The sequence below is a fragment of the Polaromonas sp. P1_F4 genome (genome assembly GCF_056405675.1).
Window position 1 is genome coordinate 360325 of sequence record NZ_JBFUBP010000004.1, and the last position, 20789, is coordinate 381113.

At 62.3% G+C, this 20789-nt stretch carries 20 protein-coding genes and 1 pseudogene; 12 read left to right on the forward strand and 9 right to left on the reverse strand.

Annotation, left to right across the window (positions count from 1 at the left end; translation table 11 throughout):
- Positions 1-6 precede the first annotated feature (6 nt).
- Together AC1DYQ_RS11515 and AC1DYQ_RS11520 are read right to left on the reverse strand one after the other, a co-directional pair.
- Complete coding sequence (locus AC1DYQ_RS11515; RefSeq protein WP_477686894.1) at positions 7-3111, reverse strand: FAD-binding and (Fe-S)-binding domain-containing protein; 3105 nt, start codon at positions 3109-3111, stop codon at positions 7-9.
- 70 nt (positions 3112-3181) lie between these two features.
- Complete coding sequence (locus AC1DYQ_RS11520) at positions 3182-3877, reverse strand: GntR family transcriptional regulator (RefSeq protein WP_477670981.1); 696 nt, start codon at positions 3875-3877, stop codon at positions 3182-3184.
- A 115-nt stretch (positions 3878-3992) separates the two neighbouring features.
- Here AC1DYQ_RS11520 and AC1DYQ_RS11525 point away from each other — a divergent pair, with 115 nt between their 5' ends.
- From AC1DYQ_RS11525 to AC1DYQ_RS11535, 3 genes are all read left to right on the forward strand, one after another.
- Positions 3993-5213 carry a pyridoxal-phosphate-dependent aminotransferase family protein gene (locus AC1DYQ_RS11525; RefSeq protein WP_477686895.1) on the forward strand — a complete coding sequence of 407 codons (1221 nt, stop codon included), beginning with the start codon at positions 3993-3995 and terminating at the stop codon, positions 5211-5213.
- An 81-nt stretch (positions 5214-5294) separates the two neighbouring features.
- Complete coding sequence (locus AC1DYQ_RS11530; protein ID WP_477686896.1) at positions 5295-6272, forward strand: Bug family tripartite tricarboxylate transporter substrate binding protein; 978 nt, start codon at positions 5295-5297, stop codon at positions 6270-6272.
- 88 nt (positions 6273-6360) lie between these two features.
- Positions 6361-7485 (forward strand): ABC transporter substrate-binding protein, encoded by a 1125-nt coding sequence (locus AC1DYQ_RS11535; protein ID WP_477686897.1) that lies wholly within the window; start codon positions 6361-6363, stop codon positions 7483-7485.
- A gap of 20 nt (positions 7486-7505) precedes the next feature.
- On the opposite strand, the gene nth is transcribed toward AC1DYQ_RS11535, so the two are convergent.
- Complete coding sequence (gene nth / locus AC1DYQ_RS11540) at positions 7506-8150, reverse strand: endonuclease III (protein ID WP_477686898.1); 645 nt, start codon at positions 8148-8150, stop codon at positions 7506-7508.
- A gap of 112 nt (positions 8151-8262) precedes the next feature.
- Entirely contained in the window at positions 8263-9309 is a 1047-nt protein-coding gene (locus AC1DYQ_RS11545; RefSeq protein WP_477686899.1) for a BLUF domain-containing protein, read from the reverse strand.
- Positions 9310-9518: 209 nt separating this feature from the next.
- On the opposite strand from AC1DYQ_RS11545, the gene AC1DYQ_RS11550 reads away from it, so the two are divergent.
- A complete protein-coding gene (locus AC1DYQ_RS11550; RefSeq protein WP_477686900.1) occupies positions 9519-11216 on the forward strand; it encodes an alkaline phosphatase family protein in 1698 nt (565 codons plus the stop codon).
- Here AC1DYQ_RS11550 and AC1DYQ_RS11555 read toward each other — a convergent pair.
- The 4 genes from AC1DYQ_RS11555 to AC1DYQ_RS11570 are packed head-to-tail and all read right to left on the reverse strand — an operon-like array spanning position 11211 to position 13800.
- Positions 11211-12200: an AraC family transcriptional regulator gene (locus tag AC1DYQ_RS11555; RefSeq protein WP_477686901.1), complete on the reverse strand. Its 990-nt coding sequence runs from the start codon at positions 12198-12200 to the stop codon at positions 11211-11213. The genes AC1DYQ_RS11550 and AC1DYQ_RS11555 overlap by 6 nt on opposite strands.
- A 39-nt stretch (positions 12201-12239) precedes the next feature.
- Positions 12240-12650 carry a PaaI family thioesterase gene (locus AC1DYQ_RS11560; protein WP_477686902.1) on the reverse strand — a complete coding sequence of 137 codons (411 nt, stop codon included), beginning with the start codon at positions 12648-12650 and terminating at the stop codon, positions 12240-12242.
- Positions 12640-13167, reverse strand: coding sequence for an SRPBCC family protein (locus AC1DYQ_RS11565; RefSeq protein WP_477686903.1), 528 nt, complete (start codon positions 13165-13167; stop codon positions 12640-12642). The genes AC1DYQ_RS11560 and AC1DYQ_RS11565 overlap by 11 nt, the downstream gene beginning before the upstream one ends.
- A gap of 33 nt (positions 13168-13200) precedes the next feature.
- Positions 13201-13800 carry a TetR/AcrR family transcriptional regulator gene (locus tag AC1DYQ_RS11570; RefSeq protein WP_477686904.1) on the reverse strand — a complete coding sequence of 200 codons (600 nt, stop codon included), beginning with the start codon at positions 13798-13800 and terminating at the stop codon, positions 13201-13203.
- A gap of 132 nt (positions 13801-13932) precedes the next feature.
- Between AC1DYQ_RS11570 and AC1DYQ_RS11575 the strand changes: the two genes are divergently transcribed.
- From AC1DYQ_RS11575 to AC1DYQ_RS11610, 8 genes are all read left to right on the forward strand, one after another.
- Complete coding sequence (locus tag AC1DYQ_RS11575) at positions 13933-15123, forward strand: aminotransferase-like domain-containing protein (protein WP_477686923.1); 1191 nt, start codon at positions 13933-13935, stop codon at positions 15121-15123.
- Positions 15120-16457 carry a S41 family peptidase gene (locus tag AC1DYQ_RS11580; protein ID WP_477686905.1) on the forward strand — a complete coding sequence of 446 codons (1338 nt, stop codon included), beginning with the start codon at positions 15120-15122 and terminating at the stop codon, positions 16455-16457. Before AC1DYQ_RS11575 ends, AC1DYQ_RS11580 begins: the two co-directional genes overlap by 4 nt.
- Before the next feature lie 97 nt (positions 16458-16554).
- Entirely contained in the window at positions 16555-17142 is a 588-nt protein-coding gene (locus AC1DYQ_RS11585) for a hypothetical protein (protein WP_477686906.1), read from the forward strand.
- An 88-nt stretch (positions 17143-17230) separates the two neighbouring features.
- The gene (locus AC1DYQ_RS11590) at positions 17231-17695 is read left to right on the forward strand and encodes a hypothetical protein (protein WP_477686907.1); all 465 of its coding nucleotides are present in this window, start codon (positions 17231-17233) and stop codon (positions 17693-17695) included.
- 24 nt (positions 17696-17719) lie between these two features.
- Positions 17720-18982: an MFS transporter gene (locus AC1DYQ_RS11595; protein WP_477686908.1), complete on the forward strand. Its 1263-nt coding sequence runs from the start codon at positions 17720-17722 to the stop codon at positions 18980-18982.
- 17 nt (positions 18983-18999) lie between these two features.
- Positions 19000-19521 carry a hypothetical protein gene (locus AC1DYQ_RS11600; protein WP_477686909.1) on the forward strand — a complete coding sequence of 174 codons (522 nt, stop codon included), beginning with the start codon at positions 19000-19002 and terminating at the stop codon, positions 19519-19521.
- A gap of 79 nt (positions 19522-19600) precedes the next feature.
- Positions 19601-19987 carry a hypothetical protein gene (locus tag AC1DYQ_RS11605; RefSeq protein WP_477686910.1) on the forward strand — a complete coding sequence of 129 codons (387 nt, stop codon included), beginning with the start codon at positions 19601-19603 and terminating at the stop codon, positions 19985-19987.
- Between the two features lie 30 nt (positions 19988-20017).
- On the forward strand, positions 20018-20650 hold the full coding sequence (locus tag AC1DYQ_RS11610) for a 7-cyano-7-deazaguanine synthase (protein ID WP_477686911.1): 633 nt from the start codon (positions 20018-20020) through the stop codon (positions 20648-20650).
- On the opposite strand, the pseudogene AC1DYQ_RS11615 reads toward AC1DYQ_RS11610, so the two are convergent.
- Positions 20532-20789 (reverse strand): annotated as a pseudogene (locus tag AC1DYQ_RS11615) (IS21 family transposase); the annotation flags it as partial. The gene AC1DYQ_RS11610 and the pseudogene AC1DYQ_RS11615 overlap by 119 nt on opposite strands.

Sequence of the window (20789 nt, forward strand, 5' to 3'; positions counted from 1 at the left end):
CCGCCTTCAGCCCCGCAGCTGCTGCGCCAGCAATACTGCCACATGAATCGCCTCGCGCTGCGCGCCGTCCCTGATCTGGTGGCGGCAGCTGGTGCCGTCGGCCACCACAATAGCGTCGGGCTGCTTGCGCACTGCCGGCAGCAGGCTGAGTTCGGCCATCTGCATCGACACCTCATAGTGGTTGGCCTCATAGCCAAAGCTGCCTGCCATGCCGCAGCAGCTTGATTCGATCAGCTCAGGTTTTGCGCCGGGAATCAGCTTGAGCACCTCCAGGATGGGGCTGACCGCGCCAAAAGCTTTCTGGTGGCAGTGGCCGTGCAGCAAGATGGGTTGGGCCGTCGCTTTCAGCCGGCCCTTGAGCTTGTCGAGTTTGCCGTCGGCCGCTTCACGCGCGAGGAACTCCTCCAGCAGCAGTGCGTGGCGGCTGATGGTGTGCGCCGCTTCGCCCAGGCCCATTACCAGCATCTCGTCGCGCAGCGTCAGCAGGCAGGAGGGCTCCAGGCCGACGATGGCGATGCCCTTTTCGGCAAAGGGCAGCAGGGCCTCCACCACCTCGCGTGCCTTGGCTTTGGCCTTGGATACCATGCCGCTCGCAAGGTAGGTGCGGCCGCAGCACAGGCTCTTGCCGTCGGCCTCGGTTTTCGCCGCCACGTGTACCGTGTAGCCGGCGACCTGCAGCACCTTCAGTGCAGCCAGTGCGTTTTCTGACTCAAAGTAGCCGTTGAAAGTGTCCACAAACAGCACGACCGGCCGTGCGGCGGCCAGCACTTCTTCGCGGCTGGCGGTCGTGATGCTTCCTTTCGACGCCGCGCCGGGCTTGTTCAGGCGCTTCCAGAAGGTCTGGCGCGTCCATTGCGGCAGTGTGCGGCGGGCCGACAGGCCCGCCAGTTTTTCGCTCCAGGCCGCCAGCACCGGCACCTTGTCGCGCAGGTTCAGCAGCGGCGCCAGGCGGCTGGCCCAGTGGGCATAGTCGGGCAGGTACGCGACCATCTTGTCTTTGAGCGTGTAGCCGTGCTTGTGCTTGTAGTGGTGCAAAAACTCCACCTTCATTTTGGCCATGTCCACACCGGTGGGGCAGTCGCGCTTGCAACCCTTGCAGCCCACGCACAGGTCCATGGCCTCCTTCACGGCCTCGCTGGTGAAGGCGTCTTCGGCCTTCATGCCGTCCAGCTGCCCGCTCAATGCCAGGCGCAGTGTGTTGGCGCGTCCGCGCGTCAGGTGCTGCTCGTCGCGTGTCACGCGGTAGCTCGGGCACATGGTGCCGGCGTCAAACTTGCGGCAGTGGCCGTTGTTGTTGCACATCTCCACGGCCTTGGCAAAACCCCGGGCCGGGTCGCCGCCGCTGCCGGGCGCGCTGGTCCTTTCGGTGGCCGGGTCGTTCTGCACATCCCAGGCACGCCAGTCCAGCGCGGTCTTCAGGGGAATGACACGGTAGCCCGGCGGAAACCGCATCAGCCGCGTGTCGTCCATCTTGGGCGGGTTGATCATGCGTCCGGGGCTCAGCAAGCCCGCCGGGTCCATGTATTGCTTGATGGCGGCGAATGCCTGGCTGATCTCCGGGCCAAACTGCCACTTGATCCATTCCCCGCGGCACAGGCCGTCGCCGTGTTCGCCGCTGTAGGCACCCTTGAACTTGCGCACCAGCACGGAGGCTTCTTCGGCAATCGCGCGCATCTTGGGCGCGCCTTCGCGCCGCATGTCCAGGATGGGCCGCACATGCAGCGTGCCGACGGAGGCATGGGCATACCAGGTGCCCTTGCTGCCGTATTTCCTGAAGATCTCGGTCAAGGCGTCGGTGTAGGCGGCCAGATGCTGCAGCGGCACGGCGCAGTCTTCGATAAAACTCACCGGCTTGCCGTCGCCCTTGAGGCTCATCATGATGTTGAGGCCGGCCTTGCGCACCTCCCACAGGTTTTTTTGCGGTGCGTCCTCGGTCATTTCCACCACCGAATCGGGCAGCAGCAGGTCGCCCATCAACTCGCCCAGGCGCTTGAGCTTGGGCAACAGCTCGGCCTTGCTGGCACCCGAAAACTCCACCAGCAAAATGGCCGCCGGATCGCCGATCAGCGCGCTGCGGATCGTCGGCGCAAAGGCCGGGTTTTGCAGCGACAGGTCGATCATCGTGCGGTCGACCAGCTCTACCGCAGTGAGAGTGCCTTCCCCAATCTTGACGATGAATTGCGCCGCATCCATGGCGCGGTAAAAGGTCGGGAAATTCACCACGCCCAGCACCTTGGCCCGGGGCAACTCGCTCAGTTGCAGCGTCAGCGACCGGGTCAGCGCCAGCGTGCCTTCACTGCCTATCAGCAAATGGGCCAGGTTGACCGAGCCGTCACTGGTGTAGGGCCGCTCGCTCTGCGGGTCAAAGATGTCCAGGTTGTAGCCGCCCACGCGCCGCATGACTTTGGGCCAGCGCCGCTTGATGAGGGGGTGCAGCTCCTCGGCCAGCGCACGCACGTGGCTGCCCAGCTCGCGTGCCTTGCCGCTGCTGCCGGCGTAAGCGCCCAGCTGCAGCAGGCTGCCGTCGGATGTCCAGGCTTTGGCACCCAGCACGTTGTGCACCATGTTGCCGTAGGCAATGCTGCGGCTGCCGCAAGAGTTGTTGCCCGCCATACCGCCCAGCGTGGCCTGCGCGCTGGTCGAAACATCCACCGGATACCACAGGCCGTGTTTTTTCAGGGCTGCGTTCAGGTGGTCCAGCACAATGCCGGGCTCTACCTCGGCGGTGCGCTCTTGCGGGTTCACCGCCAGGATATTGCGCACATGCTTGGCGTAGTCGATGACCAGGCCGGTGCCTACTGTTTGCCCGCACTGGCTGGTGCCGCCGCCGCGCGGCACGATGGGCACCTGCATGTCGCGGCAGATGTCCAGCGCGGCCTTCACGTCGTCTGCCGTGCGTGGCACAAACACGCCCACAGGCATGACCTGGTAGATGGAGGCGTCGGTGGCGTAGCGGCCCCGGTCGGCCGGCGAAAACAGCACTTCGCCCTGTGTTTCGGCGGCCAGCCGCGCCGCCAGCCTGCCGGCAACTTCATTGCTGATGCGGGCCACGTTGTCGTAGGCGTGGGCCGCGGCCTGCCGGGAGATCTTGAGTGGAAGGGGGGCGTTCATCGCGGGCGATCCGGGTTTTGTGTGGGTGTTGAGGCCCGGCCCTGAAGCCAGGCAAGGGTCACGTTGCAGGTCACGCCCTGGAAGGCGTGCTGGAGGGCGCCGCTGCGGCGCGCAGTTGCTGGACCACGACTTCGCGCTTGCTGGCCAGGTGGCCCAGCAGCACCTTGCGCATGGCGGCGGTGTCGCGCGCAGCCAGTGCGTCAATCATCAGCTCGTGTTCATTCACGGCTGACTTCCATTTTTCTTCGTCCTGGTTGGAGCGAAAGCGCAGCGCCTGCAGGCGCGCGTTGACCTGCCGGTAGGTGGTGGTGAGCACCGGGTTCTTCGCGGCCGCGTTGATGGCGCTGTGAATGGCAGAGTTGAGCCGGTAGTAGTTGGGCAGGTCGCGGCGTGTGTAGGCGGCCAGCATTTCAAAGTGCATGGCCTTGATTTCAGCCAGCTCGTCATCGGTGATGCGCTGGGCTGCCAGTTCGCCCGATTGCGCCTCCAGCCCGGCCATGACCTCAAAGGTATTCAGCACGTCGGCTTCGGTGAGTTCCACCGCTATCGCACCGCGGTTGGGCAAGAGCTCGACCAGGCCCTCTGCGGCCAGCATCTTGATGGCCTCGCGCAGCGGCGTGCGCGAGACATTCAAAACCTCGCTGAGTTCGCGTTCATTGAGCTTGGCGCCCGGCTGGATGCGGTTTTCAACCAGCATCTGGCGCAGGCGGTGCGCCACCTGTTCGTGAAGGGCAGCGCGGGGGATGGGAATGATTTCGGCAGCCATAAGCAAATTTTGTATGCAAAAAACAGGGGTGTCAAATCAATTTGTAACCCTTTGCTCTATTGACAAATGAATTTTGTATGCAAAAAATAGCGTCCTACTTCTGGAGTTTTTCGCCATGTTGACGCTTGACTTTCACCCCACCGGACGTCATTTTCTGCAGATTCCCGGCCCTTCGCCGGTGCCTGACCGCATCCTGCGGGCCATGAGCCTGCCCACCATCGACCACCGCGGCCCCGAATTCGCGGCGCTGGGCCTCAAGGTGCTGGCCGACATCAAGAAGATCTTCCAGACCCGACAACCCGTCATCATTTACCCGGCCTCCGGTACCGGCGCCTGGGAGGCCGCGCTTTCCAACACGCTGAACGCGGGTGACCATGTGCTGATGTACGAAACCGGCCATTTCGCCGCGCTGTGGCAAAAGCTGGCCGCGCGCCTGGGCCTCAAAACGGAAGTCATCGGCTACCCCGGCGCCGACGTCTGGCGCCATGGTGTCCAGGCCCATCTGATTGAAGAGCGCCTGAAGGCCGACACCCAGCACAGCATCAAGGCCGTCTGCGTGGTGCACAACGAAACTTCCACCGGCGTGACCAGCAACATCGCCGCCGTGCGCAAGGCGATCGATGCCGCCAAACATCCGGCCCTGCTGCTGGTCGACACCATTTCGGGCCTGGCCTCGGCCGACTACCGCCACGACGAGTGGGGCGTCGACGTCAGTATCAGCGGCTCGCAAAAAGGCCTGATGCTGCCGCCCGGCATCAGCTTTAACGCCGTGTCGGCCAAAGCCATCGAAGCCAGTAAAAAGGCTACCCTGCCCAAAGCCTTTTGGGCCTGGGATGAAATCATCGAGATGAACAAGACCGGCTATTGGCCGTCCACCCCCAACACCAACCTGCTGTATGCCCTCAGCGAAGCCTGCGACATGCTGCTGGAGCACGGCCTGGAAACCGTGTTTGCGCGCCACCAGCGCTGGGCTGTCGGCGTGCGCGCCGCGGTCAAGGCCTGGGGCCTGCAGATCCAGTGCGCCGACGCAGCCGTGTATTCACCGGTGCTTACCGGCGTCATGACACCCGAGGGCATTGATGCCGACGCGGTGCGCAAGATCATTTACGAACGCTTCGACTGCTCGCTGGGCACCGGCCTGGGCAAGGTCAAAGGCAAGATGTTCCGCATCGGCCACCTGGGCGATTGCAACGACCTCACGTTGATGGCGGCGCTGAGCGGCTGTGAAATGGGTCTGAAACTTGCGGGCGTCAAGCTCGCGGGCTCGGGCGTGCAGGCCGCCATGGATCATTTCTCCAGCCATGCGGCTGTGGTGCCGCAGCGCAAGGCAGCCTGATCACCCGCTGCGCACGAGCGCAGGGTGTTACGTCAAACGGTCATCAAATTTCCATAAATTACTGAATCAAAAAGGGAAACCATGCAACGCAGAACCTTTATCAGCGCGACGGCGGCCACAGCCGCCATGGTGGCGTCACCCATGCTCAGGGCGCAAACGCTGCCCAGTGGGCCGGTGCGCATTGTGGTGGGCTTCCCGCCCGGTGGCGGCACCGACGCGCTGGCGCGCGTGGTGGGCCAGAAGCTGTCCACCATGTGGAACACCTCGGTCATCATTGAAAACAAGGGTGGCGCCGCCGGCGTGATCGCCGCCGATTACGTGGCCAAGCAGGCCGGTGACGGCAACACCTTGCTGATGGCCCACATCAACAGCCACGCGCTGGCGCCGGCACTCGGCATCAAGCTCGGCTACGACGCAGACCGCGACTTCGTGCCCATCAGCATGGTCGGCGTCACGCCCAACATGCTCATCTGCAATGCCGACCAGCCCGCCAAAACCGTGAAGGACCTGGTGGCCTTGTGCAAGGCCAAGCCCGGCCAGATCAGCTTTGCTTCCGCGGGCGGTGGTTCGGCCCAGCACTTTGCACTGGAAATGTTCAAGCTCCAGGCAAAGATTTTTGCGCTGCACATTCCTTACCGTGGCTCCGGCCCGGCGCTGGTCGATTTGATCGGCGGGCAGGTCAACTACTGCTTTGAAACCATGACCTCGGCCACGCCGCATGTCAAAAGCGGCAAGGCCATCGCGTTGGCGCAAACGCGTCTCAAGCGCGCCAAAGGCCATCCCAATGTGCCCACCATGGCCGAGTCCGGTTTCCCCGGTTTCGAGGCCACCGTGTGGTACGGCCTCATGGGCCCTTCAAAGATGCCGCCGGCCATGGTCCAACGCATGAACGAAGACGTCAACAAGGTGTTGGCCATGCCGGACGTGCAGGAAAAGATGGACCAGTACGGCGCCGAAGACGGCGGCGGCAGCACCGAAAAATTTGCGGCCTTCATCAAGATGGAGCAAAAGAAGTGGGCGCAGGTGGCCCAGCAGGCCAAAGTCAGGATCGACGCCTGACATACACCGCGCACCGGAAGCACAAGCCGGCCTTGGGCCGGCTTTTTTATTGACACCAATTTTTCACAAGAGGGTAGGGATTCGTTTCATGAAAGTTGTTAATTTTTCAAAGGGCGGCCGTTTGCTGGCCGCTTTTTTTCTAGGTCTGGCCGCCTCGGCCGCTTCGGCTGACATCGTGCTCGGCCACTCGGGTGACCTCTCTGGCAACAGCGCCGCACTGACGACCGACTATGTGCGCGGCATGAACGCGTACTTTGATGACATCAACAAAAAAGGCGGCGTTCGCGGCGAGAAGATCAAACTCGTCAGCCTGGACGACGGCTTCAATCCCGACAAGACGGCCGAGAACACCAAAGCCCTGATCGAAACCCAAAACGCCGTAGCGCTGGTGGGCTATCGCGGCACGGCCAACATGCTGAAGATCGTGCCCCTGGTGCAGGCCGCCGGCATTGCGGAGATCGGCAACACCAGCGGCGCAAAGTCGCTGCGTGAACCGTATGTGTCCAACCTGTTCCATGTGCGCGCCAGCACCACCGACGAGATCGAAGCGGCGGTCAACCACGCGTGGACCATCGGCATCAAGAAAATCGGCGTGATGTACCAGGACGACGCTTTCGGCAAGGAAGGCCTGGAAGCCCTGAACGCTGCCATGCAAAAGCGCGGCGCAACGGCCGCTGCCGTGGCCCCGGTGCCGCGCGGCACGGTGGACGTTGCCAAAGCCGCCGAGGTGATTGCCGCGGCGCAGCCGCAGGCCGTGATCCTGATCGGGCAGGCCAAGCCCAATGCGGCGTTCATCCAGGCTTTTCGTGCCAAGGGCGTGACCGCCCAGTTCATGGTGCTCAGTGTGTCGTCCGGCCTGCATGCCGAGCTCAAGGATGCGGCAGCCGGCGTGATTGCCTCGCAGGTTGTGCCTTACCCGTTTACCGAGCTGGGTAATGCCGTCGTGCGTGAATACCAGACCGTCATCTCGTCCAACGGCGACAAGAAGTTCAGCTACAACAGCATGGAAGGTTTCCTGAACGCCAAGCTGGTGGTGCGCGCGCTGCAAAAAACACCGGCGCCGGTCACGCGCGCCAAACTCATCAGCACGCTTGAAACATTCACCAATGAAGACCTGGGCGGCTTTGCGTTGACTTACAGCAAGCAAAGCAATCTGGGTTCGCGCTTCGTGAATCTGACAATGATTCGCGCCGACGGCACCTTCGCCCGCTAAGAGCCGCTCCAGATGAAGCGTCAAGCCGCCGGCGGCGGTGTCTTGGGGCGAAAGTCGCACCACGGCGCCACCGCGCACTGCCAGCACTGGGGCTTGCGTGCGATGCACACATAGCGCCCGTGCAGTATCAGCCAGTGGTGCGCGTCCACCAGGTATTCGGCGGGCACACGCTTGAGCAGGCCCAGCTCGACTTCCAGCGGGTTTTTGCCGGGCGCCAGGCCCGTGCGGTTGCTCACACGAAAGATGTGCGTGTCCACCGCCATCGTCGCCTCGCCAAACGCCGAATTCAGTACCACGTTGGCTGTCTTGCGGCCTACGCCGGGCAGGGCCTGCAATGCCTCGCGGCTGCGCGGCACTATGCCGCCGTGCTGCTCCACCAGAATCTGGCACGCCGCCAGCAGGTTTTTGGCCTTGGTGCGGTACAGCCCGATCGTGCGGATGTAAGACTCCAGGCGCTCCAGCCCAAGATCGATGATGGCCTGCGGCGTGTTGGCCACCGGAAAAAGTTTGCGCGTCGCCTTGTTCACGCCCACGTCGGTGGCCTGCGCGCTCAACAGCACGGCGGCCAGCAGCTCAAACACGCTGGTGTATTCCAGCTCGGTCACAGGCATCGGGTTGGCCGCCTTCAGCGTGGCAAAGAATGGGGCGATGTCTTCTTTTTTCATGCCTCGCAGTGTATCGGCGCGCGCAGGCCGGCGCGTGCAAAGACCAGTCTGCGCAGCCAGATGCCGATAAGCACAGCGGGAAACGGGGAAACGGGGAAATGGGGCAGGGCGCTCAGGCTGCCATGCGCGGCACGTCCCACACCGAGCTGGACGGCGCGCCGGCCCGGTCCAGCTGGTCGCGCATCGTTTGCCATATGGCATTGCAGTTGTCGGGTGTGGCAACGCCCCCGACGACATACTCCAGTTGCGCCGCTTGTGCCATGTCCTGCATGCGCTGGTGGGTCGCGGTGTCGCGGGCAACCCCCACCAGCACCGGCTTCGCAGGCAGGCCGTCGCAGGCGGCGATCATGCGGGCCATCAGTGCGTCGTCAAATTTGGCCGCGCCGCAAAAAAGCATCACAAAATGCGGCCACTCCGGAAGGAAAGCCCGGCGCAGCCCGTGCGTCAGGCCGTTGCGCGCCACGGCAATCAGCCGGCATGGGTAGCCGCCTTCCATGAAGTCGACATACTCGCTGCTGCCGTCAAAGTCTGTCTCGCCGGCAAAGCGCCGTTTGGCGACCACTCCGCCGGTTTTTTTGGCCAGCCAGCCCACCATGTCGAAAGCCTCGGTGCCGCTGGCCGAGCAGATGCCCATGCGGTGAAAGGCTTCGGGGTCTGCCAGTGCCTGCGCCTGGGCAAGCTGCATGGGCGCCGACAGGCGGCGAAGCACCGAGGAGGGCGAATACTGTTTGCCCTTTTCAAGTTGCTCCCGCAGGGCCATGACCCGGCGGCCGAAATAAACCGCCGACTCGGTGGCCTGCGACATCGCCATCGACCACGGTGTCGGCAACAGCCGCCGCCCTTTGCTGGTGTGCAGGGTATGGGGTGAATGGTGGCGCGGGTCGTGTTGCACGACATGCTGCAGCAAGTCCTGTACAGCGGCCGAAGGCCCTTCGACCCAATGCACAAACCAGCCGCTTTGGTAATGCAGCACGACGTGCAGACCGAGGGGCGTGTTGTGGCGTAGCGACTCCGTGCGGATGTTTTCCATCTGCGCGAAGATGCCTTCCCGCATGTTGCACATGCTCGCCGTCACCACGCGTTCAACCTCCGTCTCCCCTGGAGCGGCGACATATGGCGCTACGTTGGGCGCCGTGTCCGGCGCTGCGTTGTTGGTCATGAATGCATCCTGCCTTACAACCGAAACGCACGTCAATCCTTTGGCATTGAAACCAAATGTGAACGAGACAGAAGTAGTAGTCCGGAGAGCCATGGTCCTACACAGGAGACCCAAATGGGTACGTGGTGACGCAGTTACCATGCAAGCCTTCCCGGCAACAGGCCGTGACACCCAGGCCTGCTACGGGTGACTACTGTTGCCCGAAAACCATGAACTCACCTAGCATCACCCGCATGATCCCCATGAAACTTCACACGCCTTTGCGTATCCTGGTTGCCGCGTTCACGGCAGTATTGCTGGCCAGTTGTGCTGCTGCGCCCGGGTCTACCGCGCTGTCGCAAGCCGGTGCACCGCGGCCCAAACTCGTTGTCTTCCTGGTAGTGGACGGGCTGCCGCAGCGCCAGGTGCTGGACTACCGCGACCAGCTCGCACCCGATGGCCTGGCGCGCTTCCTTGATCGCGGCGCCTGGTTCGCCAACGCGCATTACGGCCATGCTTTCACCGTCACCGCGGCCGGCCACGCCACCATGCTCACAGGCGCTTATCCGCATCGCACCGGCATCATCGGCAACGACTGGCGCGACCCCATCACCGCAGAGCCGGTGTATTGCACGGGCGACACCACGGCCACTTACATCGGCCACCAGACCAACGCACTCGACGGCACCAGCCCGAAGAACCTCAAGGTGGAAACCGTGGGCGACGTGCTGCGGCGGGTAGACAGCCGCTCAAAAGTGATTGGCATCTCGGGCAAAGACCGCGGTGCCATCCTGCCCGCCGGCAAAACCGGCACGGCTTATATGTACATGGGCGCCACAGGGCAGTTTGCGTCCAGCACGCACTACATGGCCGCGCACCCGGGCTGGGTCAATGCCTTTAACGGCCAGAAGCTGGCCGACCGCTACTTCAAGACTGAATGGAAAGCCCTGCTGTCCGAGGCCGCCTATGCGCGCTCTGTGCCCGACCAGCAAAAATGGTTTGGCCCCGCCGGTGGCGGCTTGCCCGCCATGTATGGGGCGCCTGACGACACGGCGCCCGGCCCGCGTTTTTACAGCTCGCTGCTGCGCGGTCCTTTTGTCGATGCCATGTCGCTGGAGTTTGCCCGCGCGGCCATTGCCGGCGAGCAACTGGGGCAAGACGACATTCCCGACATCCTGTCGGTCAGCCTCTCGGGCCACGACTACGTGAACCACGCTTTCAGCGCCGAGTCACGGCTGTCGCACGACCACCTGCTGCAACTCGACCGCATGCTGCAGGCCTTCTTCCAGGACCTGGACGCCCGTGTCGGCAAAGACAACTACCTCGTCATGCTGACGGCCGACCACGGCTTCATGCCGTCACCCGACCACCTCGCCAGCCAGGGCCGTGAAGCCGGGCGCGTCAACAGCAGCCAGGTGCTGGGGCGCGTCAACACTGGCCTGCAAAAGCGGTTCGGCGAAGGCAAATGGGCGGCAGGCTTCTCGGGCTCCAGCGTGCTGTTCGACAAAAAACTCATCGCACAAAAACAGGCAGACCCGAATGCCCTGGCAGAAGAAGCCCGTACCCTGCTGCTGGCAGAGCCCGGATTTGTCGCGGCCTATACCCGCCGCGAACTGCAAAGCGGCAGCCGAGTGGGCGCGCCGTTCTTCGACCAGCTGCGCAAGTCCTGGCACGCCGATGTGTCGGGCGATGTGCAGTATTCACTCAAGCCCGGCTGGATGTTCGGCAACACGGTCGCCACCCACGGTTCCCCGCATCCGTATGACACGCAAGTGCCCATCCTGATGTACGGCCCCGCCTGGATACAGCCCGGCCGCATCGATGCGCGGGTGGAAGTGGTGGACATTGCTCCCACGCTGTCACGCCTGTTGCGCATTGCGCCGCCTTCCGCGGCCGAGGGCAAGTTGCTGCCGCTACAGGGGCTATAGCGCCTTGACCGGTACACACAGCCAGCAGCTGAAGTTTCCCGTTTTCGGGTCCATTACAAAGTCTTCTTCATACAACTCCAGCGCCGGTTTGTTGTCCGGCTGGTAGCCGCTTTGCGGCAGCCACTCGGCAAACATGTGCGTCCAGGCCTCGTGTACCTCGTTGCCCGGCTTGCCGGTAAAACGGCCGCAGGCATAGCGCCCGCCGCCAAAGTTTTGCACGCCTGTCTCGCCTTGCGGTTTGAAAGCCTCGTTCACTTCAATGCAGGCGTCGTAGCGGCACTTGTCGGCGGGCGTGATCTCGGGGTTGTCCTGGCTGATGCCGTACATCCTGGGGCGCGGGTTCATGTGGCCGTGCTGGCCGCACCAGGCGACAAAGCGTTGCCATAGCTGCGCCACCTGGTCGCCATAAGGGCCGGTATTGCGCATGTAAGCCAGGCGCATGGCCGGAAGGGTCTTCAGTTCAATGTGCATGTTCAAGCCTCTTTCAGATAAAACCGGCCCCACGGGCCAGAGGGTTCTATCTTTAAACAGCGCCATGATGGAGTCTTGATTCGGCTTGTGATGGGCTTGATGATTCTTGCCATGTTCAAGCACGTGGCGTGTTGCCCACTCACGCCAGTCACCACGCCGCCAGGCCGTGGGCGTTGTGCCGAAATGGGCGCGAAAGGCACGGCTGAATACTTCCGCAGAAGCAAAGCCCGTGTCGAGCGCGATTTGTAGCGCGGTCTGCGGTGAAAAAATGAGTTGCTGCGCCGCCGACTCCAGCCGCAGGCGGCGCACACAGTCGGCCAGGGTTTCACCCGTTACCGCCTGGAACACGCGGTGAAAGTGCCAGGGTGAAAAGTGCGCCACATCGGCCAGCGTTTGCAGGTCCAGCGTGCCGTCCAGGTTGGCGCTGACGTGGTCTACCACCCGGTTGATGCGGGCGATGTAGGCATGCTGGTGCGGGTTGGGCGCGAACTCTTGCGTCTGGGTCAAAGGCATGCCGGCAAGTCTAGCGCCAGCGGCCCCGTGTTGCTGTGGCTAGCCCGCTTTGCGTATCGTGCCCTGCGCCGCTGCGCACAAGATGCGCTCTTCCCCGCGCAGCAAGAAAATATCGCATCGGCACACTGCCTGGGTTTTTCCGCTGCCCACCACGGTGGCCACGGCCAGCAAGCGCTCAGCATCCTTGGCTGGCCGCAGGTAGTTGATCTTGAACTCTGACGTGACAGAGTCGCCCAGTACCGAGCCGCCCGCAAACGTCAGCGCGTTGTCCGCGAGATAAGACAACACACCGCCGTGCACAAAGCCGTGCTGTTGCAAGAGGCCGGGCACCACAGGCACCGACAGCTCCGCGCCGCCGGGCGCAAAGGCATCGAGCTGCGCGTTCAGCAGCGCGCTGAAGGGTTGCTGGCCCAGCACCTGGCGGCCCCAGGCCAGCAAGTCAGCGGGCATGCTGGCTGCGCGAAAACGGCGGGGTCAACCGCCTGCCGCCCGACACCAGCCAGCGCAGCAGGCGTACATAGGCCGGCCATGGCACCTGCCGTGGCTCGTTGCCCAGCGAGAGCTGCGCCTGCGACAGCACGTCTTCCACGCAGACGTCGTGCAGGGGCCCAATCACCAGCGGCCACAAGAGCAGGCCAGTGCCGCGTGTGTTCATCTCAATGCGGTGCTCCAGCACGCAATGCGCAGGCGTGGCGTCCAGCACCTCAAAGCCGTGCCAGCCGTCAAACCCCGCCGGTGCGGTCAGGCGAAACCGCACAGACTGCCCCGGTGTGTAGGCCTCCACCACATAGCGGATGGGCCCGTGCCCACCGATGGCGCCCACGGCCAGCGGCCTGTCGAACTTCAGGCGCGGCCAGACCTTGCCGGGCCACAAGGCATCGGCCGGCGAGCCCAGCGAATCAATCAGCGCGCCCACCTGCTCCGGGCTGGCGTGCAGCAGACGTTGATGAACATTGACGACTTTCATGCAGCTACTCCTTGTTGAAATCGGGAAGGTGTTTCAGGGGGCCATGGCCATCCAGGCCGCGTGTTCCAGTGCGGCCCTCACTTTGGGTGTGACGGCCGGGGTGGGCTGGCTGACCCAGCCCTGCGTAAGCGACATCGCCGGTGAAAACATCAGCGCCATCCACAGGTGAAAAGGCATGGCCCGCATCTCGCCGGCCTCCACCTGCTGCGCTACCCAGGCCCTCAGCGTGGCAAAGGCCTGCTCATTGGCCGCGTCGATCTCGGCGCCGCCTGCCATGTCACCGCCGCGCCGCAGCGTGTGCAGCAGCCGTGCCTGGTCTGGGTGTTGCAGCACCCACTGGATGTAGGCGCGCATCAGGCCCTTGACGCCGGCCTGGGCAGAGGCCTTGCCGCTGATGGGCTGCATCAGCGCCGCATGGAAATCGCGCAGCGTGTGGGCATACAGCGCATCGGCCAGCTGTGCCTTGGTGGGGAAGTGGTGGTACAGGCTGCCGTTGCTCACGCCGGCTTCCTGGCGAACCATGTCCATCGAGGCGGCCGTGAAGCCGTGCGCCAGGAACACTTTGGTGGCGGCGTCCAGCAGGCGCTCCCGGGTAGAGAGGGTGGCAGCGGCGGGGGGTGTGGCAGAACTCATGACTAGAGTATTACTCTAGATTGTTACTCTGTCAACTTCCCTGCGACCGCAGGGCAACCTGCGGCCCGGGCCGCAGGAAACCTGCGCGCAAATTGGCGACAATACAAAACAGAAAGCGAGACCCCCATGCCATTGCAATTTGCCGACCGCCTCAACAACGTTGAAACCTCCGCCATCCGCGAACTCTTCAAACTGCTGGGCAAGCCCGGCATCGTCAGCTTTGCCGGCGGTTTTCCGGACCCCGCCATGTTCGACGTGGCCGGCATCCAGGAGGCCAGCAACAAGGCCCTGAATGAAGAGCCCGGCGGCACACTGCAATACGGCGCCACCGAAGGCTACGGCCCGCTGCGCGAACAGCTCAGCGCCTTCATGGCCACCAAGGGCGCCAAAGACGTCGCCCCCGAAAACCTCATCGTCACCACCGGCAGCCAGCAGGCGCTTGATTTGCTCGGCAAAACCATGATCTCCCCCGGCGACAAGGTCATCGTCGAAGGCCCCACCTTCCTCGCCACCATTCAGTGCTTTCGCCTCTACGGCGCAGAGCTCATCAGCGCCCCGATTGACGCCCACGGCGTCAAAACCGACGAGCTCGAACAACTCATCGCCCAGCACAAGCCCAAGTTTGTGTATTTGATTCCCACCTTCGGCAACCCCAGCGGCGCACTGCTCAGCCTGGATCGCCGCAAGAAGGTGCTCGAGATGGCCGTTAAATACCAGACGCTGATCGTCGAAGACGACCCGTATGGCGACCTTTACTTCGGCGAGGCACCACCACCCTCACTGCTCGCCCTGAGCGCCGGCGTGCCCGGCAGCCGCGAGCTGCTGGCGCACTGCGGCTCACTCAGCAAGGTGCTGAGCCCAGGCCTTCGCGTGGGCTGGATGATCGCTCCCGCCGAGCTGCTGGCGAAAGCCACCATGTGTAAACAGTTCAGCGACGCCCACACCAGCACCTTCGCCCAGGCCACCGCCGCCCAGTACCTCAAGGCCGGCCGCATGCCCGCCACGCTGACCCATGTGCGCAAGGTATACGGCGAGCGCGCCAACGCCATGGGCGCAGCGCTCAAGCGCGAGCTCGGCGACGCGATTGAATTCACCCAGCCGCAGGGCGGTTTGTTCTTCTGGGCACGCCTGACGGGCGCGGGCGGCAAAAGCAAAGACGCCGGCGAGTTCGCCAAGAAAGCGATTGAGCAACTCGTGGCCTTTGTGCCCGGCGCGCCGTTCTACGCCAGCAACCCGGACCTGGCCACGCTGCGGCTGAGCTTTGCCACGGCGGACGTGGCGAAGATTGAAGAGGGTGTGGGGCGGCTGGGCAAGGCCCTGTGATAAAGCGCCAACAAGTAGCCGGCCTGCTGGCTGCCTTGGCGCTGCTGGCGGCCGCGCCTTTGAGCGCGCAGCCGGCCAAACGCAATGCGCTGGAGGTGGCTGAGCTGATACTGGTCATGCATCGCGAGCCGCTGGCGGTGTACAGCTATGCGCAGCTGTACGAAGCGTGCACCCAAAAAAAACCATCACCAGAATTCAACGTCGTACCCAATGACCCGGGCCAGCTCCACCGTGTAATTCTGGAGTTGGCCACCGAGTGGCAGCTGGTGCCCGAGGCCGAGGCTAATGAGCTGGCCTTGCAATGCAAACGCCGCATGATGAAGCTTATGGGGCCGCGTGGCCGCTATTACACCCCGGTGGAAGCCAAAGAGTGGAACACGGGAAGCGCTTTCGATCCTGGGCTGATCCTGGCTCGCCTTGATGGCCAGTGGGTGGTGCGGGAGGCGATTGCGAGCAGCCCTGCAGCAGCGGCGGGCTTGCAGCCCGGCGACGTGCTTGTCAGCCTCGACGGCCTGCCTCTTGCGGGCATGGGCGCCAGCGAGCTTTTTGGATTGCTGCGCCACCCTGCAGCGATGCCGGTGCAACTGGTTTCGCAGCGCCCGGGTGAACCATCTCAAAGCCGCAGCATCGCCCGCGCGCCAACGGTTCAGGACCAGACCGTTGTGGTGGGGCAGGCCCCTGGTCACTTCTACATTCGCCTGGCGGGGTTTTTTGAAGACACGCCGGTCCGTCTCATGAAAGGCTTGCGCGGGCAGCCCACCGACAGCAGCGGGGTTCGCGTTCTGGATTTGCGGGGCAACCCTGGCGGCAGGCTGGTGAATGTTCAGTGGGTGCTTGCCTTGCTGGGCAAGCACAGCAAGGCGGGCGCCTGGCATGCCGTGCAGCACCGCCCCGGCAGCGATCTTGCCCGGCCTTTTTCGGCCACTGAAAGCATGAATGCGGTCAAGGGCCTGGATTCCACCGGCGTGATTGAGTTACGTGAGTGGCTGGTCTCCGGAAAGTGGGTGGTGCTGGTCGATGGAGAAACCGGCAGCGGCGCCGCCTGGCTGGCCGGTGCCTTGCGCGAACTCAATGGCGCGGTGCTGGTGGGGCAGCCACCCGACGCGTCCGACTTTGGTATCGACGTGCTGGAGCGCGTGAAAGAGGCCAGAGGCACGGCCGGCATCCGCTATGAGATCGGCTTGCTGGGTTTGCCGTCGGGCAAGGCGCTTGCGCCTGACAATGCCCAGCCTGACATCGTGTTGCCGCGCACCGCCATTAAACCGTTTCCCAAAAGCGTCGCCGAGTGGCTGCAAGACCCGGTGTATCTTCAGATTCAGGCGCAGATGAAATAGCCTGCCCGGGCAAGCTCACACAAACAAATGACCACCGTTCGCTGAGCTGCTACGCAAACTCATTTATTTCAACCCATTCTTTTTTTCGAAAGCTTTTATGCGCCTCGTCCGCCTTGTCCTGCCCGTTTGCGTGGCCCTTTTTCTCGCCGCTTGCGGCGCCACTTCCGCTGTAAAACTTTCACCCAAACTGGCGGTGCAGGCGCCTGAGACCACCGGTTTCCGGTTTGTCGATGACCGTGCCGCTGAAACGCGTGTCTCCAGGGCTGTAGACAACAATGGCGGCTTCAACAACTATTTTGGTGACGACAACCTCTCGCCGGACGCACCCGCACTCATGAAGGCCTGGCTGCACAACAACCTGGCAGCCGAACTCCAGGGAAGGAAGATCACCCTGAGCGAGTTTGTCGTCAACGTGTACGCTCCCCCTGTCACGTTGAACCAGGCTGGCCTTGCAGCGGCTGGCGGCGGCATATTCACGGCTTTGCTGATCAAGGGCATTGAAAGCTCAAGAAGCGAAAAAGTCGTGCACATCAGCATCCAGGGCATGGTCGATGCCGAGCCATTCTTCGCCATCGGCTCTGAGCGATTCCAGGGCCGGGTCTCAGATGACAATGTGCAGACCACACTGGTCGCCACGCTGGACAAAGTGGTGACCGACGTTCGCCGCGCGGCCGCCGTCAAATAGCAGTTGGAGGCCATGGGTTGAGCGAAGTGGCCTGGATAGATTAGAAGAAAGAAAAGAGGGAGCTTATGAACGAAGACCAGCAGGACCCTTGGCAGACCCCGGGCCACCGGGTGGCGGTATGAATGGAAACGCTTACCCCGCGCCACCCCAATTGCATTGGGCCCTGGTGCTGCTGTTTACGCTCCTCACGCTTGGGGTATTCATGATCGTCTGGATGTTCGTCCAATCCACCTGGGTACGAAAAATCAATCCGGCGTCGAATGCGACGACCCAATTCGCCATTTATGTCCCGCTGGCCATCTTTGCCCAAATACTGTTTGAAGGCTCAGACAACCTCAAGGGGGTTGGTTTTCTCTTGATGCTCGTGTCGTATGTGATTTTCTATTTCGGGGCTTATTCCATCCGAAGGTCCATGCTGAACCACTACAACGGCGTTGAACCCATGCAGCTTGAGCTTTCAGCGACCATGACTTTCCTCTTCAGCACCTTCTATTTGCAGTACCACATGACCCGTATTGCGCAATGGAAAGCCGCTTCCAAGTTGGCTATATAGCAGCTGCCAGGCCTGTTTACTTTCATGACTCCTGCCGACGCGCACGGCGCTCCCCACGCCAGCATTTCCCCCGCCGTCCGCCGCTCCATCCTTCTTCTTTCATTTGGCACCTTTGCCAGCATGATGGCCCAGCGCATTTGCGACGCCATGTTGCCCGAGCTTTCGCGCGTGTTTGCCGTCAGCCTGGCCCAGGCCGCGCAGGTCGTGTCGATATTTGCCATGACATATGGCGCATCCCAGCTTTTTTACGGACCATTGGGCGACAGGCTGGGCAAGTTTCGGGTGGTCACCTTTGCCACGCTGGGCTGCAGCGTCGGCAGTCTGCTGGCCGTGTTTGCGCACAGCCTTGATGCGCTGCTGTTTGCCCGCATGCTGATGGCGCTGGGCGCCGCGGCGTTGATTCCGCTGGGCATGGCCTGGGTGGGCGACAACGTGCCCGCCGACCAGCTGCAGGAAATGCTCACGCGCACCGGCCTCGGTAGCACGCTGGGCATTGTGTGCGGCCAGCTGATTGGCGGCCTGCTGACCGATGCGCTCGGCTGGCGCTGGGCTTTTGTTTTCATGACGGTGCTGTTTACCGTGGTCGGCACGCTGCTCTACGTTGACCTGCGCCGCCAGAATGCCGCGCAGCGCGCCGAGGGCAAAGACCCGGCCGCCGCACCCCGCCAGCCCGTGCAACGCACCCATTTCGTCACGCAGGCGCTGGAAATCATTACCGGCCGCTGGTCACGCGTCGTGCTGATCATGGCGGTGGTAGAGGGTGCTGCCGGCTTTGGCGTGCTGGCCATCTGGGCCTCGCATTTGCACCATGCCTTGGGCTTGTCGCTCTCGGTTTCAGGCGCCATCGTGGCGCTGTTTGGTCTGGGCGGCGTGGGGTACATGGCCGCTGGCCGCCCGCTGATACGCCGCTTCGGCCAGCACGGCCTGGTGATTCTGGGCGGCACGATGGTCGGCATCAGCGCCCTGGTGCTGGCATACAGCCCGCACTGGGCCCCGGCCATTCCGGCCAGCCTGGTGGGTGGGTTTGGCTTTTTCATGTTCCACAACGTCATGCAGGCCAACGCGACGCAGATGGCACCGCATGCGCGCGGCACGGCCGTCTCGATGTTTGCTTCTTTCCTGTTCCTGGGCCAGTCGATCGGCGTGGTGCTGGCCGCCAGTTTGATCGCCCGCATTGGGAGCAGCGCAGTGGTGGCGCTGGGTGGGGCGGTGATGGCTGTGGAGGGGGCTTACTTTGCCTGGGTGTTGAGAAGGCGACACAGCAAGTCATCTTTGCAAGTCAAATAGACTCTGGAGAATTTCAATTGAAAGTATCGAATATGACCCACTCGTTTTTCAGTGCTGGAATCATCACACTCATGGTGCTCGGTTTTACCCCTGCGGCTCATGCCCAATTTGGGGCTGCTTCAGGAAACTATGAGAACGATCTCTCTCAGTTGTTTGGCGCGGCTCAAACGTTGGGAGTCATCAAAGACCTGTGCGCGGAAGAATTTCCAGAGCACAAGGCCAAAAATGAAACCGCTTACGCCGCCTGGCGGGCAAAGTCGGCGCCTCTTCTGCAAGAAATGGAAAGCAATATGTCGGCCATGATTGAGCGGGAGACCAAAGGTGATCAGGCAAAGGCCGATGCGTTTCGTGCGCTACTCAATCAAAAGCTTGTTGCCTTCAAGGCCAAACAAAGGCGCACCATGTTTTCGAGCGATCCCGCGCGGGCCCGAGAGCGTTGCGCCGCCTATCCCGCACTTATTGCTTCTCCAGCCTGGGACTTTGAGAAATCCATGGCAGGGCAGGTTGCCACCATGCGCAAAGGCCCGGTGAAGCCTTAGCGGGCAGGCTAAGAAGGCGGCATGGGCTATACGTGGCCATTGGCCGCCCGCTGTACGCCGCTTCGGCCAGCACGGCCTGGTGATTCTGGGCGGCACGATGGTCGGCATCAGCGCCCTGGTGCTGGCCTACACCCCGCATTGGGCCCCGGCCATTCCGGCCAGCCTGGTGGGCGGGTTTGGCTTTTTCATGTTCCACAACGTCATGCAGGCCAACGCGACGCAGATGGCGCCCATGCGCGGCACGGCCGTCTCAATGTTTGCTTCTTTCCTGTTCCTGGGTCAGTCGATTGGCGTGGCGCTGGCCGCCGGCCTGATTGACCGCATTGGGAGCAGCGCGGTGGTGGCGCTGGGTAGGACGGTGATGGCGGTGGAAGGGGGGTTACTTTGCTTGGGTACTTGGGGCCAAGAAGTCGAAGCTTCTGAGATAAAGCTCCCTTGCTACGTCACCTATGTTACGGTACGCTAAGTTACGTTGCGATGGGAAGAAAAGGGAACTATGGGTAAGAAAATTGTCGTTCTTCATAGTGGCGGACTAGATTCCACGGTCTGTCTTCTCCTAGCGAAGTCTCGGGGTTATCAGCCGTTTAGTCTTGGCATTGAGTATGGGCAACGACATCACGTTGAATTGGACTATGCCTCTGCACAATGCAAGCAATTCAAGATTGACAGAAAAGTAATAAGAGTTTCCTGGGATAAACCGGAGCGCTCACTTCCGTTGAAGCGCAATGTCGCTGAAATGAGCAACAGTATCTCTCCAGCTTTTCTTCCGGGAAGGAATGGCGTTTTTCTGATGTTGGCATGCGCCGAAGCAGCTGGCCTGCATGCTGACGAAGTATGGACAGGCATCAATTCAGTTGATTTCTCTGGCTATCCTGATTGCACTCCACAGTTCGTGGAGAGTTTTCAAAAGATGCTCAAATTTGCTATTCCAAAAGGTCCAAAACTTCGAGCACCACTTCAACTGAAATCAAAACCGGAGATTGGTAAGTTAGCCGCGAAATTTGGGCTTAAGCCAGGAGATATGTGTGGATCTGCCTCAAAGTGCGCCGCTGTTTCCGCGATTTTGTTGCCTCGATTACCAGCCAGGTGGCCAGCTTCTCGGCGTAGGGATCGAGCTTGCTTGAGCTGACCCGTCTTGGGTACTTAGGCTCGCTCTCCTCTGATCGCAGGTGCTTCTTCACGGTGTTGCGAGCCAGGCCTGTACGCCTTGAGATCTCGCGGATGGACATCTGATCCCGCAATGCCCAACGTCTGATGACATTCAATGT